General features: G+C 68.5%; 14 protein-coding genes and 5 pseudogenes. 7 read left to right on the top strand and 12 right to left on the bottom strand.

Going from position 1 to position 14327, the window contains the following annotated elements:
- Positions 1-599 precede the first annotated feature (599 nt).
- Positions 600-1358: a glucose 1-dehydrogenase gene (locus ACFV7R_RS45510; RefSeq protein ID WP_385276256.1), complete on the bottom strand. Its 759-nt coding sequence runs from the start codon at positions 1356-1358 to the stop codon at positions 600-602.
- Between the two features lie 133 nt (positions 1359-1491).
- On the opposite strand from ACFV7R_RS45510, the gene ACFV7R_RS45505 reads away from it, so the two are divergent.
- The gene (locus ACFV7R_RS45505) at positions 1492-2175 is read left to right on the top strand and encodes a TetR family transcriptional regulator (RefSeq protein WP_385276253.1); all 684 of its coding nucleotides are present in this window, start codon (positions 1492-1494) and stop codon (positions 2173-2175) included.
- 10 nt (positions 2176-2185) lie between these two features.
- On the opposite strand, the pseudogene ACFV7R_RS45500 reads toward ACFV7R_RS45505, so the two are convergent.
- From ACFV7R_RS45500 to ACFV7R_RS45465, 8 genes and pseudogenes are all read right to left on the bottom strand, one after another.
- Positions 2186-2671 (bottom strand): annotated as a pseudogene (locus ACFV7R_RS45500) (transposase).
- The gene (locus ACFV7R_RS45495) at positions 2668-3207 is read right to left on the bottom strand and encodes a winged helix-turn-helix domain-containing protein (protein WP_385276259.1); all 540 of its coding nucleotides are present in this window, start codon (positions 3205-3207) and stop codon (positions 2668-2670) included. Before ACFV7R_RS45495 ends, ACFV7R_RS45500 begins: the two are co-directional and overlap by 4 nt.
- A 304-nt stretch (positions 3208-3511) precedes the next feature.
- Positions 3512-4246, bottom strand: coding sequence for a D-Ala-D-Ala carboxypeptidase family metallohydrolase (locus ACFV7R_RS45490; protein WP_385276251.1), 735 nt, complete (start codon positions 4244-4246; stop codon positions 3512-3514).
- Positions 4247-4718: 472 nt separating this feature from the next.
- Positions 4719-5624: an NAD-dependent protein deacetylase gene (locus tag ACFV7R_RS45485; RefSeq protein WP_385276248.1), complete on the bottom strand. Its 906-nt coding sequence runs from the start codon at positions 5622-5624 to the stop codon at positions 4719-4721.
- A 101-nt stretch (positions 5625-5725) separates the two neighbouring features.
- Positions 5726-5833: pseudogene (locus tag ACFV7R_RS45480) on the bottom strand (transposase); the annotation flags it as partial.
- Between the two features lie 62 nt (positions 5834-5895).
- Positions 5896-6504: pseudogene (locus ACFV7R_RS45475) on the bottom strand (RNA-guided endonuclease InsQ/TnpB family protein); the annotation flags it as partial.
- 28 nt (positions 6505-6532) lie between these two features.
- The gene (locus tag ACFV7R_RS45470) at positions 6533-7336 is read right to left on the bottom strand and encodes an integrase core domain-containing protein (RefSeq protein WP_385276246.1); all 804 of its coding nucleotides are present in this window, start codon (positions 7334-7336) and stop codon (positions 6533-6535) included.
- A 365-nt stretch (positions 7337-7701) separates the two neighbouring features.
- Positions 7702-8091 carry a hypothetical protein gene (locus tag ACFV7R_RS45465; protein WP_385276243.1) on the bottom strand — a complete coding sequence of 130 codons (390 nt, stop codon included), beginning with the start codon at positions 8089-8091 and terminating at the stop codon, positions 7702-7704.
- Here ACFV7R_RS45465 and ACFV7R_RS45460 point away from each other — a divergent pair.
- Both ACFV7R_RS45460 and ACFV7R_RS45455 read left to right on the top strand, forming a co-directional pair.
- Positions 8068-8352 (top strand): annotated as a pseudogene (locus ACFV7R_RS45460) (hypothetical protein); the annotation flags it as partial. The gene ACFV7R_RS45465 and the pseudogene ACFV7R_RS45460 sit on opposite strands and share 24 nt — an antisense overlap.
- 83 nt (positions 8353-8435) lie before the next feature.
- Positions 8436-9818, top strand: a complete 1383-nt coding sequence (locus ACFV7R_RS45455; RefSeq protein ID WP_385276240.1) for an APC family permease — start codon at positions 8436-8438, stop codon at positions 9816-9818.
- 89 nt (positions 9819-9907) lie between these two features.
- On the opposite strand, the pseudogene ACFV7R_RS45450 reads toward ACFV7R_RS45455, so the two are convergent.
- Positions 9908-9979: pseudogene (locus tag ACFV7R_RS45450) on the bottom strand (CBS domain-containing protein); the annotation flags it as partial.
- Between the two features lie 153 nt (positions 9980-10132).
- Positions 10133-10390: a hypothetical protein gene (locus ACFV7R_RS45445; RefSeq protein ID WP_385276237.1), complete on the bottom strand. Its 258-nt coding sequence runs from the start codon at positions 10388-10390 to the stop codon at positions 10133-10135.
- Between the two features lie 780 nt (positions 10391-11170).
- Here ACFV7R_RS45445 and ACFV7R_RS45440 point away from each other — a divergent pair.
- From ACFV7R_RS45440 to ACFV7R_RS45425, 4 genes are all read left to right on the top strand, one after another.
- Positions 11171-11374: a hypothetical protein gene (locus tag ACFV7R_RS45440; RefSeq protein WP_385276234.1), complete on the top strand. Its 204-nt coding sequence runs from the start codon at positions 11171-11173 to the stop codon at positions 11372-11374.
- Positions 11375-12341: 967 nt separating this feature from the next.
- On the top strand, positions 12342-12914 hold the full coding sequence (locus tag ACFV7R_RS45435) for a YceI family protein (RefSeq protein ID WP_385276231.1): 573 nt from the start codon (positions 12342-12344) through the stop codon (positions 12912-12914).
- Positions 12915-12969: 55 nt separating this feature from the next.
- The gene (locus ACFV7R_RS45430; protein ID WP_385276228.1) at positions 12970-13239 is read left to right on the top strand and encodes a hypothetical protein; all 270 of its coding nucleotides are present in this window, start codon (positions 12970-12972) and stop codon (positions 13237-13239) included.
- A gap of 52 nt (positions 13240-13291) precedes the next feature.
- The gene (locus ACFV7R_RS45425; protein ID WP_385276225.1) at positions 13292-13723 is read left to right on the top strand and encodes a hypothetical protein; all 432 of its coding nucleotides are present in this window, start codon (positions 13292-13294) and stop codon (positions 13721-13723) included.
- A gap of 205 nt (positions 13724-13928) precedes the next feature.
- Here ACFV7R_RS45425 and ACFV7R_RS45420 read toward each other — a convergent pair whose 3' ends face one another.
- Positions 13929-14123: a hypothetical protein gene (locus ACFV7R_RS45420; protein ID WP_385276222.1), complete on the bottom strand. Its 195-nt coding sequence runs from the start codon at positions 14121-14123 to the stop codon at positions 13929-13931.
- Positions 14124-14327 lie beyond the last annotated feature (204 nt).

The following is a 14327-nucleotide window of genomic DNA, read 5'->3' as shown; positions in this document are numbered from 1 at the left end:
CTGCGTGTCCTGCTCCAGCGCGCCCGCAGCCGCTACCGCTGGGACACCCGCCCCACCACTCGGCGGCTGAAGTGATGCCTACTGCCGGTCGCTCTTACTGACTTCGGCTCGTCAGGGTGAATGGTCTCGAAGCCCCTGAAATACCCGGTGCGGTGGCTGTATCTCGTGCGGTGTGAGGTATGCGGATGGCGGCGGGCTGACCGCTGCGGGACGGCGGCGCCGGGAGACGGTAGCGAGCCGCCGTGCTGGACCAGGTCGACGCCTTCCTCGCCACCCTTGTGGCGAAAGAAGACCTATGGCCCGGTGGCGGCCTCCTCACCCCGCTCGCAAACTGAGCCAGACCGAGTCCAGCCGCAGAACGGCGCCCAGGGCAATCGCCTGGAGCGCCGTTCCTATCGATCATGCCCAGTGCTCACGAAGACGGTTCAGGGGCAGAGGCCGACTGCCACCGCCGCGGCGGTCACGCAAAATGCTGACATCGCCAAGCATCTGCCGCAGTTCCTCTTCTTGCCGCTGGGCATACGCATACCGCTCGGGCAGAACCCGCATGACACAGGCGCTTATCAGGACGGCTTTCGGGCCTGCGTCGCCGGAGGGCTTTACTGGGCCTTGTAGCCGCCGTCGACGTTGAGGATGGTTCCGGTCACGAAGGACGCGGCCGGTGAGGCGAGCCAGGTGATGGCTTCGGCGACTTCGGTGGGGCGGCCCATCCGGTTGACCGGCTGGAGAGCGGCGATGCTGGCCTCGTCCCACGTGCCGGCCTCGATGGCGGCGTTGAGGATGTCGGTCTTGATCGCGGCGGGGGCGACGGCGTTGATGCGAATGCCGTCGGTGGCGTACTCCAGCGCGGCGGACTTGGTCAGGCCGACCACGGCGTGCTTCGTGGCGGAGTAGTTGGCCGCGTAGCGTATGCCGCCCAGGCCCGCGATCGAGGCCAGGTTGACGATGGAGCCGCCGGGGGTGTCCTGGGCCAGCATCTGCTGGATCTGGTACTTCATGCTCCAGAAGACGCCGAGCACGTTCGTGGTGAGCATCTTCTGGAAGCGGCTGGTGGGCTCGTCGGCCATGCGGCCGGCGTCGAGGGAGACCCCGGCGTTGTTGACCGCGACATCGAGCCGGCCGAAGCGCTCGACGGTGGTTGAGACCAGGGCGGCGACGGATTCTTCGGAGTCGACGTCGACGGCGACGAAAACGGCTTCCCCGCCGTTGTCGCGGATCTCGCGGGCGACGGCTTCGCCCGCTTCCCTGCGTCGGCCGGAGACGACGACGGCGTGGCCCGCGCGGGCCAGAGCAAGGCTGGTCTCCTTGCCGATGCCGGTGGTGGCTCCGGTGACCAGGGCGACGCTGGAAACGCTCATGACGATGGACCTCTTTCACATGCAAGTGAGCACAGCCGACGGTTCTGGTTTAGGAGACCGCCGGTCTCTTGCGCTCCAGATTAAGAGACCGCCGGTCCGATGTCAAAAGACCGGTAGTCTGTAAGATGGGGGCATGACGACCTTCCAGCGAGCGCGCAGCGAGGAACAGCGCGAGATCCGGCGGCGGGCGATCCTCGACACCGCGGCGGCGATGCTCGACGAGATGTCCGTGGGCGCACTCAGCCTGAACGAACTGAGCCGGCGCGTGGGCCTGGCGAAGTCCAACGTGCTGCGCTACTTCGAGTCACGCGAAGCCGTCCTGCTGGAACTGCTGGACCGCGACTGGCGGCAGTGGACCGCCGCCCTTCCCGAACAGCTCACCGCCTCGGTCACCCCCGGCGCACCGCCGATCCAGCGCGGTCAGCAGTTCGCCGCCGTCCTGGCACACTCCCTCGAGCAGCACCGGGTACTGTGCGACCTGCTCAGCGCCCAGGCGGGCGTCCTGGAACACAACGTCTCCGCGGACGTGGCCGCCCGCTACAAACGAGCAGCCCTCGACAACGTCTCCGCTCTGGCCGAACTCGCCCGCCGACACCTGCCCGAACTCGGCAGCCACGCCGACCAGCTCTGCGCCCAGGCCGTCATGGTCAGCGGCGCGGTATGGACCCATGCCCGGCCGTCCGCCGCCATGCTCACCGCCTACGAAGCCGATCCCTCACTCGCCGCCCTGCGCATGGACTTCACCACCACCCTGCAGGAGATGCTGACAACCCTCATCGCGGGCACACTCGCCAGGGCTGAGCCTGGTGTTCACTGACTTCGGCTGCTCAGGATGACGGTGGATCGTTGAGGGCCAGCGCGGTGCCTGCTATGAAGCCGTCGAGAGTGCCGGGTCGGTACTGAAGGCGTTTGAGCCGGTTGCGCACGAGGGCTTCGAGTCGGTCGAGGGCGACCACGGCGAGGTTGGCCAGGCTGCGTTTGACGTGGGCCCATACCCGCTCGACGCGGTTGAGGTCGGGTGAGTAGGCGGGCAGCAGGAACACCGTCAGCCATGCACGCTCAGCGATCAACTCACGCATAGCGCGGGAGACGTGGGTGTTTCAGGCGGTCCCAGAGCAGCACGATCGGCGCCTAGACGAGCTGATGGGCGCCGTCGATCAGGGCGATGAAGTCCGCTCGCCCATGCTGCGGCGCCCGCTCTTGCCCGAGGGGTGAGTGCGCAGGCGGTGGCACAGCCGGGTCCGGGAGCCAGGCCGTATCGCGATCAGCCCCACCACCGACAGCCGTCCCGAGCGTCGGCCGCTGACCGTCACGACCGGGGTACGGCCGCGTCGGCCCCAGGTACGTCCTCGGGGCGGCTTTCGGGTGAAGCCCGCCTCGTCCTCGAAGCAGATGTATCCCCCGCAGGCTGCCCGGGCCCTTTTACCTCCGCCCAGGTCGCCTCCTTCCACGCGGTCACGGCCTGCTCGTCCCGCTCGGCCACCCGCCGCGCGGGCACCTGCGGGCTGAAGCCGAGCCGGTGCCTCAGCCTCGTGGCACCCGAGACGCTGTAGGAGACGTGGAACTTCCTGCCGATCAGCGTGGCCACCCTCGCAGCGGTCCACACCTGGTCCTCTACCCAGCCATGTGCAGCCGGCCCCTGCTCCAGATACGCGGCCAGCTCCTCCAGGCAACGCGGGGACAGACGGCACCGCGAGCCACTCGCACCGCGTGAGGCCAGAGCCTGAGCACCGCCGTCACACCATAGCTGGCGCCACAGGTAGGCCGACTTCCGGCTCACCCGCAGGCGCCGTGCCACCTCCAGTGGCTTCATGTCCTGCTCGAACAGTTCGGCCGCCTGCATCCGCACCGTCTCCCGGCGCCGCCGTCCCGCAGCAGTCAGCCCGCCGCCATCCGCATACCTCACACCGCACGAGTTACAGCCAACGCACCGGGTATTTCAGGGGCTTCGAGACCGTTCACCCTGACGAGCCGAAGTCAGTAACGCCGCGGACGAGTCAAGGGCGTCGGCTGTCGGTGGGCAGCTGAGGTGGTAGGCAATCGGGGGTGAGCCGGTAGGTCGCGTTTGCGATCTTTTCGAGGGGAGCGGTGCGTGTCCCGGAGCGGAAGGCCTGCTCCGTGCCGGGACACGCGGTGTGCGTCGGATTCGCCGATCAGATGCCGCAACTGGGCGCGGACCAGGAGCGGCTGGTGCGTCCGTCCACGTGGGTGTGGTCGTCGTGGCCGGGGTAGCCCGGGCCGAAGATGCCGCCGAAGCCGTGGTAGCGGGCCCGCTGGGCGAGCTGGCAGAACGACGGGTTGCCGACCAGATCGGCGGCGTCACCGTACAAGTGCCGGCTGTTCGAGGCGCCGCCCACCGCGCTGTTGCAGGAGTACGAGCGGAACCCGCTGGTCACGACGAGCGGCGTGTCGCCCATGGCGCGCCGCATGGCCTCCAGCTTCCACATCGTGCGCAGGGCGTTGGACTTGGCCGTCGCCGCACTGACCGCGCCGCCGGACCAGGTGGAGTTGCACTTGTTCAGCTCGGCGTAGGTGAAGTGGATCGGTGTGCAGTCCGGGTCCTGGAGCGCGTAGATCTTGTTGAACGTCTGGGACCCCGCGATGCCGTCCGCTGACAGACCGTACGCCTGCTGGAACTTGGTGACCGCGGCCTTGGTCCGCGGGCCGAAGTTGCCGTCGATGGTGAGGATCTCGCCGTAGTCGACATGCCCGGCCACGCGGATCTGCAGCTCGGTCACGTCGGAGCCGGACATGCCCTCCGACAGGGTGCGGTTCCAGGTGTAGCACTCGTCGGCCTGGGCCGGACCGGCCGTGGCCAGCACACCGCCGGTCATAGCGGCCATGGTCATGACAACTGTGAGAATCAGTCGAACCGTGCGTCTCAGCATTGCGCCTCCGCCCTGAACCCTGGTTCCTCACAAAGGGGTTGGGGCGAGTCTGGCGCCGTAGCCGTGTCGGCGTCCACACCGTCACCATCTGCCACAGGACCAGACCTCCGGCACAACCCGTGGGCAGGCAGAAGCCGATGTGCCATCGGTGCGACGCCGTCTCTTTCCGGTGGTGCGTGCCGTTTGCGCGCCGCGTGACGCCATCGAGTATTGACGCTGAGGAAGTCGCCCTGGCAGCAGGAGCGGGTGCTATTGGCTGTGGGCGTGCCCCGGCCGACCGGAGATTCACGGCCGCCGGGCGTCATCGACTCGAAGTACGCCGGAGCTGTTGAGTGCCCGGCACCTCGATGGGGCGGGTCGCTTTCGCCCGGTAGGCACCCGCGCCCGACGGTTACCGTCCGGGTTGGCGTTCGCGGGTCGGCGCTCCGGGTTGGGCGGGCGGTGCGTCATGGCACCGTGGCGCGGGTCGGTCTCAGGCCCCGGCCGCTGCCGGGCTGTCGACGGAGAGACCCAGCCGGTCGGCCACGGTGGTCAGGGCCGTTCCGAGTGGGAGCGCGACGCGGGTGACGGCGTGCCGGTCGCCGCGGGTCGAGTCCCGGTTGACGATCAGTACCGGCTTCCCGGCCTGGGCCGCCTGACGGACGAACCGGAGCCCGGACATCACCGTCAGTGAGGAACCCAGGACCAGTAGTGAGGTTGCCTCGGCGACCAGTTCGCGGCAGTGCTCGACCCGCCGCGGCGGAACGTTCTCGCCGAAGAACACCACGTCCGGTTTGAGAATGCCGCCGCACATCGTGCAGGGCACCACGCGGAAGTCCCCGACCTGCTCGTCGGTGAGGTCGGCGTCACCGTCCGGGTTGATTCCGGCGGCCACCGGCTCGAAGCCCACGTTGGCGTCCTCCAGCCGCCGGGCGAGTTCGCGACGCGGGCTGAAGGCACCACAGGAAAGGCAGACGACCCGGTCCAGGCTGCCGTGGAGTTCCACGATCCCCTCGCTGCCGGCGGCCTGGTGCAGGCCATCGACGTTCTGAGTGATCACACCCGAGAGCAGGCCGTGCTGCCCGAACGCGGTCACGGCCCGGTGCCCGGCGTTGGGGCGGGCGCGGCCGAAGGTGCGCCAGCCGAGGTGGCTGCGCGCCCAGTACCGGCGCCGGGCCTGGGCGCCGGCGGTGAAGTCCTGGTAGGTCATCGGGGTGTGCCGGCTGAGGCTCCCGCCCTCGCCCCGGTAGTCGGGGATGCCCGACTCCGTGGAGATGCCCGCCCCGCTGAGCACCAGCACACCGCCGGCGTTCAGCGCATCGACGACCGGCTCCAGATCCGTGGTGCCCGGCGGCAGGTCCTCGGCAGGGGTCCAGCTCAAGGTGGGGCGCATGCGCATGCCGTAAGGGTACGGAACAGGCTGCCTTCAGTCGTCTTCACCGATCAGCGCAATGGTGCACCGTGCTCGTGCGGCGACCTGGCTCTTGCGTGTCATGCCGTGGTCTGCCACGGTCCGTACTCCGCCGGCAGATCCCGCCACGGAGCACCCGTGCGCACCCGCCAACGGATCCCGTCGATCCGCCTCCGCCGACTCGCTGACGGTTGTCCGACCTGCGCCATGGGGGTCGTCCGGGAGGAACGGCCCGAGATCTTCAGTCAACGACCCGTCGCTAAAGCGACGGGCTTGCACAGCGGGCGCCACTGGTTGTGGTGCTGCGCTTGCGTCCTGTCCCGCGCCCCGGTTTCGGGGGCGGGTCTGGGGCGGTTGACTGCGCCCCGCGTCGCCACAACTCTTCCGCGCGAGCGCGGATGTTGCGGGAGCCGTTCCGGTCCGCGTGCGCAACGACGCCGCAGGACCGGCATGCGAACCAGGCCTGCGAGACCCGGTTCGCCCGGTCGATGTGGCCGCACTCGGCGCAGGTGCGCGAGGTGTACGCCGGATCGACGTACACCACCGGCACTCCCGCCCTGCGGGCCTTGTACGCGATGAAGCTTCCCAGCTGGGCGAACGACCAGTTGGAGTGGGTGGCCCGTTGGGGCTTGCGAAGCCGTACCCGTTCGCGGACGCCCGTGAGGTCTTCCAGGGCGATTCCGCGACCGGTGCGTTCTGCCTCGGCCACCACATGCTTCGCGATCTTGTGGTTGATGTCCCGTGCCCGCCGTGTCTCCTTGCGCCTGCGCTTCTTCAGCCGGCGCTTGGCGGACGGGGTGTTCTTCTTCTGCAGCTTGGTGCGCAGCGTGCGTTCGCGCAGCCGTCCCCGGTTGAGCTCGCGTCCGGCCTGTGGGTGCCGACAACCCTTGTCATCCCTACGCGACCTGCGTGTATTCGTGGATGAGCCCTCCGAGTCGGTCACGCCGGAGGACGTGGGTCTGTTCGTCTGCGGCGGGTCGTGCGGGCGTGTGGAGGCGGTCCGGAGATCGTTGTCTGAGTGATCGGTGGGGTCGATGGGCGTTGTAGTGTTCGGTGAACTCGTCGACGACCAGGCGTAGATGTCGTTCGCCTGTGATTAGGATGCGGTCGGTGGCCTCATGCCTGCAGGAGCTGGCCCAGCGCTCGGTGACCGCGTTCATCCGGGGCTCGCCCGGCGGGATGGGCACCACGCGGGCGCCGATGGCGGTGAAGACCGCGTCGAAGGCCTCGGTGAAGTAGCCTGCGTTGTCCCGGATGAGGAATCTGATGCCTTCGGCGTGAGCGTCGTCCCAGCTCATGAGGAGGTTCCGGGCGCACTGGGTGACCCACGAGGCGGTGACGTGTCGGGTGACGCCGGCGACGTGGACGCGGCGGGAGTCGTGCTCGATGAGGAACAGGACGAACAGGCGCCGCAGGAAAACCGTGTCGACATGGAAGACGTCGACCGCAACGATGCCCGTGGCCTGGGCCTTGAGGAACTTCGCCCAGGAGCGGCCGGCGCGCTGAGGCGCTGGATCGATCCCTGCCTGCTGCAAGATTTTCCACACCGTCGAGGCGGCGGTCTTCCAGCCCAGGTTGAGCAGTTCACCGTGGATCCGCCGATAGCCCACCCGTCGTTCTCCCGCGCCAGGCGCAGGACCAGAGTCCGCACGGCAGCGGACTTTTGCGGTCGTCCCGGCCCTCGATGTGGATAGGTCCATTTCCGCTTCACCAGTCTGGCGTGCCAGCGCAGGACCGTGCGCGGGGTGACCAGAAGTTTCAGGCTGATGCGCTGGCGTTTGCTCAGCAGCCGGACCAGGGCTGCGGTCACCGCCCGATCGTCGAGGGTGAAGGTGGGCTTCGGCCTGCCGCGTTCCAGGACGCTCAGCTGATGACGCAGCACCAGGATTTCAACGTCTTTCGCCGCGGAGGAGCGGGCCAACAGCCGCAGCCAGCCCAGGAGCAGACAGCAGAACCGGTAGAGCAGACGTGTCGCCACAGGATCCGAGCGTGCACCGAGGCGGCCGTGGAGGCCGCCGATGTGATCACATTGTGACGATAGCTGCAGCTCAGCGGGTGACATGGGTTATCGGCACGCACAGGCTGGGGGGTGTGGTGTCGGCCGGGGCGGGGTGAACAGACCTGGCTCGGGCTCGGTGAGGATGCCTCTGTTGACCAAGTGTTTCAGCTTGGCGCGCATGCCCTCGGTGTGCCGCGGTTCGGTGCCGGTGCCCAGCGCCTTGCACACGTCCTTGGCGCGGAGCGCGTCCGCGGCCTGCTCGATGGCGGCCAGGATCTCGTGGTAGCCGGGCGGAAGCGGTTCGGGTGGCGGGAGACCGTCCTCGGCGTCCAGTTCCAGGATGGTCTCGCGGGTGATCTCGAACCGCTCCAAGGGCCGTTCGGTGGCGGCGAGTTGCTCGCTGAGCTGGGTGATCTGCTCACGCAGCCGTTCGTCTGTGACATCTACTCTCCGCACCTGACCACGAGGCGCTGCCAGCGGGTCGGGACGTGGGCGGCGGCGAACAACGTGGAGATCGCCCACACTCCGACCAACAGTTCCTGGCTCAACCGGATCGAGGCCCAGTTCACCGCCCTGCGCTACTTTGCTCTCGACGGTACTGACCACACCAGCCACAAGCAGCAGGCAAACATGATCCGCCGCTACATCATCTGGCGGAACAAGCACGCCGCCGACGAACGCCTTCGCGAGGTCGTGAACAGGGCGAACGTTGCCTGATGCGGTATTAGGTCCTGTCCGGCCGTACGGCTGAACCGTACGAGCGTACGCATCCCGTCGGGCCGACCGGGCAGAGGTGTCACATGGCCACATCCACGCCACCCACATCGACGTCCGGGGGCGCACCGGACCACCAGCCGTCGCTCAAACGGGCCATCGGCCCGAAGCTGCTGATCCTCTTCGTGGTCGGCGACATCCTGGGCACCGGCATCTACGCCACGACCGGCAAGGTCGCGGGAAAGGTCGGCGGCGCACTGTGGCTGCCGTTCGTGATCGGCTTCGTCGTCGCGCTACTGACGGCGGCGTCGTACGTCGAACTCGTCGGCAAGTACCCGAAGGCGGCTGGCGCAGCGCTCTACACGCAGAGGGCGTTCAAGGTCCCCTTCCTGACCTTCATCATCGCCTTCATGGTGATGTGCTCGGGCTTGTCGTCCGCGAGCGCGGCCGCCCGCGCGTTCAGCGGGGACTACTTCCAGGAGTTCACCACCGCGATCCCGCCGACCCTGATCGCGATCGTCTTCATCCTCGCCCTCGCCTCGCTGGCGCTGCGCGGTGTGTCGGAGTCGGTGAAGACCAATGTGGTGCTCACCCTCGTCGAGCTGACCGGCCTGCTGATCATCCTCGCGATCGGCACGTGGGCGGTGCTGACGGGCGGCGGAGAGCCGTCCCGGCTGGGCGAATTCCAGGCGGAGGGCACGGGGTACGCGCTGTTGACGAGCGTGCTGGGCGCCACCGCCCTGGGCTTCTTCGCCTTCGTCGGCTTCGAGGACTCCGTCAACATGGCGGAGGAGACGAAGGACCCGGTCCGCACCTTCCCCCGCGCGATCTTCACCGGCGTCGCCGTCACCGGCACGATCTATGTACTGGTAGCGCTCGTCTCGTCGCTGCTCGTCCCGTACCAGACGCTGGAGCAGTCCAGCGGGCCGCTGCTGGAGGTCGTCAAGGCCGGCGGGGTTTCCTTCCCGCCGAAGCTCTTCGCAGCCATCGCGCTCTTCGCGGTCACCAACTCGGCGCTGATCAACATTATGATGGCGTCGCGGCTCTGCTACGGGCTGGCGAACGAGAAGGTCCTGCCGAAGGGCATGGGCCGCGTGCTGCGCCGCCAGCGCACGCCCATCACCGGGATCATCTTCGTCACGCTGCTGGCGATCGGCCTGGTGTCGACGGGCGAGATCGAGGGGCTCGGCGACACCACGGCGTTCCTGCTGCTGTGCGTCTTCGCGGTGGTCAACGTGGCCGTGCTGGTGCTGCGCAAGGACAGCGTCGCGCACGAGCACTTCCGTACGCCGACGATCCTGCCGGTGCTCGGGGCGATCACGGCGATCATCCTGGCGAGTCCGTTGTCGGAGCGGGCGGCGGATGTGTACATCCGGGCGGGGGTGCTGATCGGGATCGGGATCGTGCTGTGGGCGGTCAACAAGGTGTGGATGAAGCTCCGCCACGAGAAGGAGGCGGCCCGAGGGTGAGCCCCGAGGGCTTCGGGTGGCTCCCCGAGGGCCGTCCCCCCCGGATGCCTCAGCTTCGGCGGGCGCCGCCCGCCAGCGCGTCGCCCGCCGTGCTCGCGCATCAACTGGGCCGCCCGATCCAGTGTCTCGGATGCGGGCACCCACTGCGCCCCCCAGTGCATGATGTCCCTGGCAGTCGTCTTTGGCCTGCCACTCCGTTGTCCGGAGAGGGTCACCTTCAAGCTTTCCGGCAGGTCCGGTGACCGTCGCCCCGGCGTGCGCCAATGGGGCGACGGTCCTTGGGCTGTGTCACCTGTTTCTTGCGGAGATGCGGGTCACGGTGCTTCGGTCGGAGGTTGCTCCGCCTCTTCAGCGGGGGTCTCGCCCTCCTCGGCTGCGGGGGTCTCGGGAGCCGGTTCCTCCGCCGCTTCGGTCGGAGGCTGCTCCGCCTCTTCAGCGGGGGTCTCGCCCTCCTCGGCTGCGGGGGTCTCGGGAGCCGGTTCCTCCGCCGCTTCGGTCGGAGGCTGCTCCGCCCCTTCAGCGGCAGTCTCGCCCTCCTTCACCTCGGGAGGCTCCGGTTCGGTGTTGCTCATGCGCTCACCTCCTTCCATCGCTGGCGGTTCAGGAAGGGGCATTGGGGCATTGCTGTCACACTGTCAGCAACCAGCATGCTTGGAAAATAAGGTGCATAACCTCCTCTATGAGAAATCTACCGCCCACGGACTGCTTGTCCAGAGGGTCCGCCGACCCCGCGCTGGCGGCCCGCGCTCACCTCCACAGTGCCGCAGTCGACCGGCATGCCAGCCCGGTGGTGGGCCCCGCGGGGATCAGTGTCCGATCGGGCCGCCTGCACGGCTCGAAGCGGCTGATGGTCACGGGTCTGACGCCGGGGGGTCGTGATCACGTCTACGGCCAGCCCGCCCCGGTACAGGGTGCTGCCGTTGCTGGACAGCCGCCGCTCCGGGTCCCCGGAGGCCGTGGCCGCCAGGGATCACCTTGACCTGTGGCAGCCCCAGCGTCGAAGGGGCACAGCGAACTGGAGCAGTCAGCGTGAACTGCAGGGAGCCCGATGCGGTGATGGGGGAATTGGGTCGGAACCTGCAACGTTGTTCCTATAGCCCATATAAAGGATGAAGAGGGCGCGTCTAGGTAAGGCCAATCGCCATGGGTATTCCTTTCGGCCCGCATCTGTCGGTGCCAGGGCTGTCACCGGTGCGCGGCGTGGGTGTCGAGGCTGGGACGGCCGCTGTGCGCCTGGTGCGGTTCCCGCTCGGCATCGCTGCCGAGGCGTCGGGCAGCTGACCGGGCGCTTGGGTCGTGCCCTGCCCCGGCGGTCAATGGGCTGGGACGAACCGCCGCCGAACGACGCGGGCATGCCGGCGCTGTTGGTGCACGGGCTGGCCGACGGAGCGTCGATCGTCTCGCCGCTGCAGCGAAGGCTGGGCGACTGCGGCGTCGGTCTCATCACCCCGGTCAGCTACAGCGCGTTCAGCCCGGACTTCCGCAAGGCGGCCCGCGCTCTGGGCGACCAGGTGGAGTGGCGTGTGCCCGCGCAGGAGTGCGGATCGTCGTGCTGATCGGGTACAGCCTGGGCGGACTGATCGCTCGTTACTACGTGCAGCGGCTCGGTGGGGACGCGCTGTGCCGCTCGTGATCACGCTGGCGACGCCGCACGGTGGAACCGCGACGGCGCTGCTGGCCCCGCCCCATCCGCTCCTGCGGCAGCTACGGCCGGGAAGTGGGCTGCTGACCGAACTCGCCGAACCGGCACCGGGATGCCGCACCCGGTTCGTGGCCTTCTGCAGCGACCTGGACGAGGCTGCCATCCCCGCCACCAGGGGCCGCATCGACCATCCCGACCTCAAAGCACGCAACGTGCTCGTGCCCGGGGTCGGCCACCTGACGCTCCCCCCTCCAACAGCCGGTCATCGACCAGGTGCGCTCGCTGCTGACCGCAGCCCAGCAGGCCAATTCCGCCATCCGCAGCCTGGCCGGCCGCGCCCCAACGGCGCCGCAGCCAGGGTTGCCCGTGACAGGAGGGGGAACCGAGGACTCTGAGAGGTAGCGGGTAGGAGCGTGCACGTGCGGACGGACAGGATGGTCTTTTCGCCCAGCCCCGAGAACGGGTCGACGGTGCGCCCGTATCGGCCGGACGACGAACCCGCACTGTCCACCGTCCGCCACCCAAGCCTGATACCAGGCGCCATCAGCGCCTGGTCCGTCGCGGCTCACCGCAGCGGACACCCGCACGAAAATCCGCCGGCTGAGCACACGCCGGCACGCGTGTCGTCCGCGCCGTGCCAAGGGTCGTTGCTGGTGTAGACGCCGCCGCGCAGCGTGGCGCGCAGGCCGTAGCCACGGCCCGTGCGCAGCGACGCGAGCGCGGTGCGGTGTCCCCGCCTGCCCGGCCAAGCCTGACTTCCCCGTGGCGCAGCGGCCCTGACGCTTATATCGGTTCACGGACGAGGAGAGGGTGCAGGACGGGGGACACGCCGATCAGGGAGCCTCGACGGCCAGGCTGAACTCGTCCCCTACCCTCGAGCCGTGGCACTGGCAGACGGAACGTACCGGCTCGGGCCCTCGACCGCCCGCCTCCTGATCAAGACAGGCCGTGCCGGGCTCGGCCGCAGGGCGGGGCACGACCTCACGATCGAGGGCGTCCGATGGTCCGGGGAGGCGGTGGTGGTCGTCGACGACCCGGACAGGTCGTCGGTGAGTGTGACGATCGAGACGGGCTCCTTGAGGGTCCGCGAGGGAACGGGTGGGCTGAAGGCGCTGACCGATGCCGACCGGGCTGAGATCGAACGGACCCTGGCTGGCAAGGCTTTGCTGCACACCGCGGAACACCCAACGATCACCTTCCGTTCCACCTGGGTCACGGGAACGCCGCAGTCCTTCGAGATCACCGGGGACCTCACCATCAAGGGCCGGACCCACCCGGTGACGGTGCACGGGCAGGGGAACGGGGACGGGCTGTTGCGCGGCTGGGCGATCGTCACGCAGTCCACCTGGGGAATCAAGCCGTACACCGCGTTCCTGGGGGCGCTGCGGCTGGCCGACGACGTCCGCATGGAATTCGAGGTGGCCCGGCTCGAACCGGCAGACGGGCCTCGGTAACCTCCCGGCCGACTGCTGCGGTCGGATCAGGGCGGCGGCCGCCTATCGTGGAGGCATGGGCGAGATCGTCGTCGTGTACGAGCGCGACAACGCGGCGGCCACGCGCGTACCGCGTGGTGAGGAACCGGCCGTCCGCCGGGTGCACGCGGCGCCCACCGCCCCGGGGGCGCCCGCCGTGACTGGACCGCGAACCCTCTGCGGCAAAGACACCTTCGCCATGGAGGCGAGCGGCTGGAAACCCTCCGAGGCCCCTGAGACGCCGTGGTACCCCGAGGAGTACGCATCTGTGGTCTGCCCCGACTGCCATGCCGTGATGGAGACCTGACTGGGGACTCGTCTCGCGCCGGCCCATGCGGGCCGGCGCTATCGGGGGGACGGTGATCTTCGTGGCCGCGGTGCTCGTCGACATGACCAGTCAGCAGGGACAGGACCCCGTCGACGCGTTGATGCCCTGCGGCGAACTGGCCCGAGAGCGCGTGGCGTTGGGCATCGACCTGGGTTCCGCCGAGTCCTTCGTGCTGTTCACCGAAGCAGTACGCCGCTGCTCGCCCGCGCCTGACCACGGGCAGGGCGCCGTGACCGCACATGCTCCTTGCGGAGGTGACATCGCAGCGATGAGCCCGTCTCGTGCGATCACCAGGCGCGGGGTGCAGGCGGCGCCTGGCTCGCCTACGCGCCATACCGGACCATGCACGGCTGCCATGACGGGAATGCTGGGTGCCTTTTCGCGGGGCGGCGGTGTGGCCCGGTTGAAGGACGTGGCTATAGCGCCTGACTGCGCGTTGGTATTGCTACCCGGCGACTCGTAACCGCACCCACGTATAGATCCGCGCAAAACGGACCATCTCTTCGTGCACAAGGACATCCAGCTTTACCGCGCTGACAAGTAGCCTCCGTGCCGGGGCTAGGAGCAATGCCAGGACTCTGCTGGTGATGTTGGGTAGGTCATCCGGTGGGTGAGTACAGAGTGCGGAAGTGCGTGGCCCGGCGTCGTGTTCTGGGTGCGGTGTCGATTCAGTCGGCGACGCGGGCGATGTTGCAGGCCATCGCGGTGAGGACGTGTTGGACGTGGGTGCGGACCAGGCCGCGGTAGCGGGAATCGACGACATGCTCGGCGGGCAGCAGCTGCCGCTCGGCGAGCTCGTCGTGGATGGTGTCGGTCATTTCGATGTCCTGCACGGTGGAGCTGGTGGTGGCGACATGCACCACCAGCTCGGGACGCTCCTCGTCGCAGGTCCCTACCTTTTATCTCGGGTTGAGCCCGGCCATTCGTAGGGTCGGATCACCCAGGGGTGTCGGGTATGGCTTTCGCAGGTCCGCAGTCCGTGGCTCACCGAGATTGGCCGCCCGGCACCCCACGACGACTCGGCCGCCAATTGGGATGTGCGAGAAGATCGCTGTGTAGGGACACGT

The organism is Streptomyces sp. NPDC059866 (assembly GCF_042731325.1).
In the GTDB taxonomy this organism is placed as follows: Bacteria; Actinomycetota; Actinomycetes; order Streptomycetales; family Streptomycetaceae; genus Streptomyces; species Streptomyces flavusporus.
Note: the sequence above shows the minus strand (reverse complement) of the source record. Positions and strands in the feature narration are given on the sequence as shown.

Coding starts and splice junctions, on each gene's coding strand:
- ACFV7R_RS45510 (WP_385276256.1), bottom strand. CDS start 1,358: ATGAGCGTTTCCAGCGTCGCCCTGGTCACCGGAGCCACCACCGGCATC.
- ACFV7R_RS45505 (WP_385276253.1), top strand. CDS start 1,492: ATGACGACCTTCCAGCGAGCGCGCAGCGAGGAACAGCGCGAGATCCGG.
- ACFV7R_RS45490 (WP_385276251.1), bottom strand. CDS start 4,246: ATGCTGAGACGCACGGTTCGACTGATTCTCACAGTTGTCATGACCATG.
- ACFV7R_RS45485 (WP_385276248.1), bottom strand. CDS start 5,624: ATGCGCATGCGCCCCACCTTGAGCTGGACCCCTGCCGAGGACCTGCCG.
- ACFV7R_RS45470 (WP_385276246.1), bottom strand. CDS start 7,336: ATGGACCTATCCACATCGAGGGCCGGGACGACCGCAAAAGTCCGCTGC.
- ACFV7R_RS45455 (WP_385276240.1), top strand. CDS start 8,436: ATGGCCACATCCACGCCACCCACATCGACGTCCGGGGGCGCACCGGAC.
- ACFV7R_RS45445 (WP_385276237.1), bottom strand. CDS start 10,390: ATGAGCAACACCGAACCGGAGCCTCCCGAGGTGAAGGAGGGCGAGACT.
- ACFV7R_RS45440 (WP_385276234.1), top strand. CDS start 11,171: ATGCCGGCGCTGTTGGTGCACGGGCTGGCCGACGGAGCGTCGATCGTC.
- ACFV7R_RS45430 (WP_385276228.1), top strand. CDS start 12,970: ATGGGCGAGATCGTCGTCGTGTACGAGCGCGACAACGCGGCGGCCACG.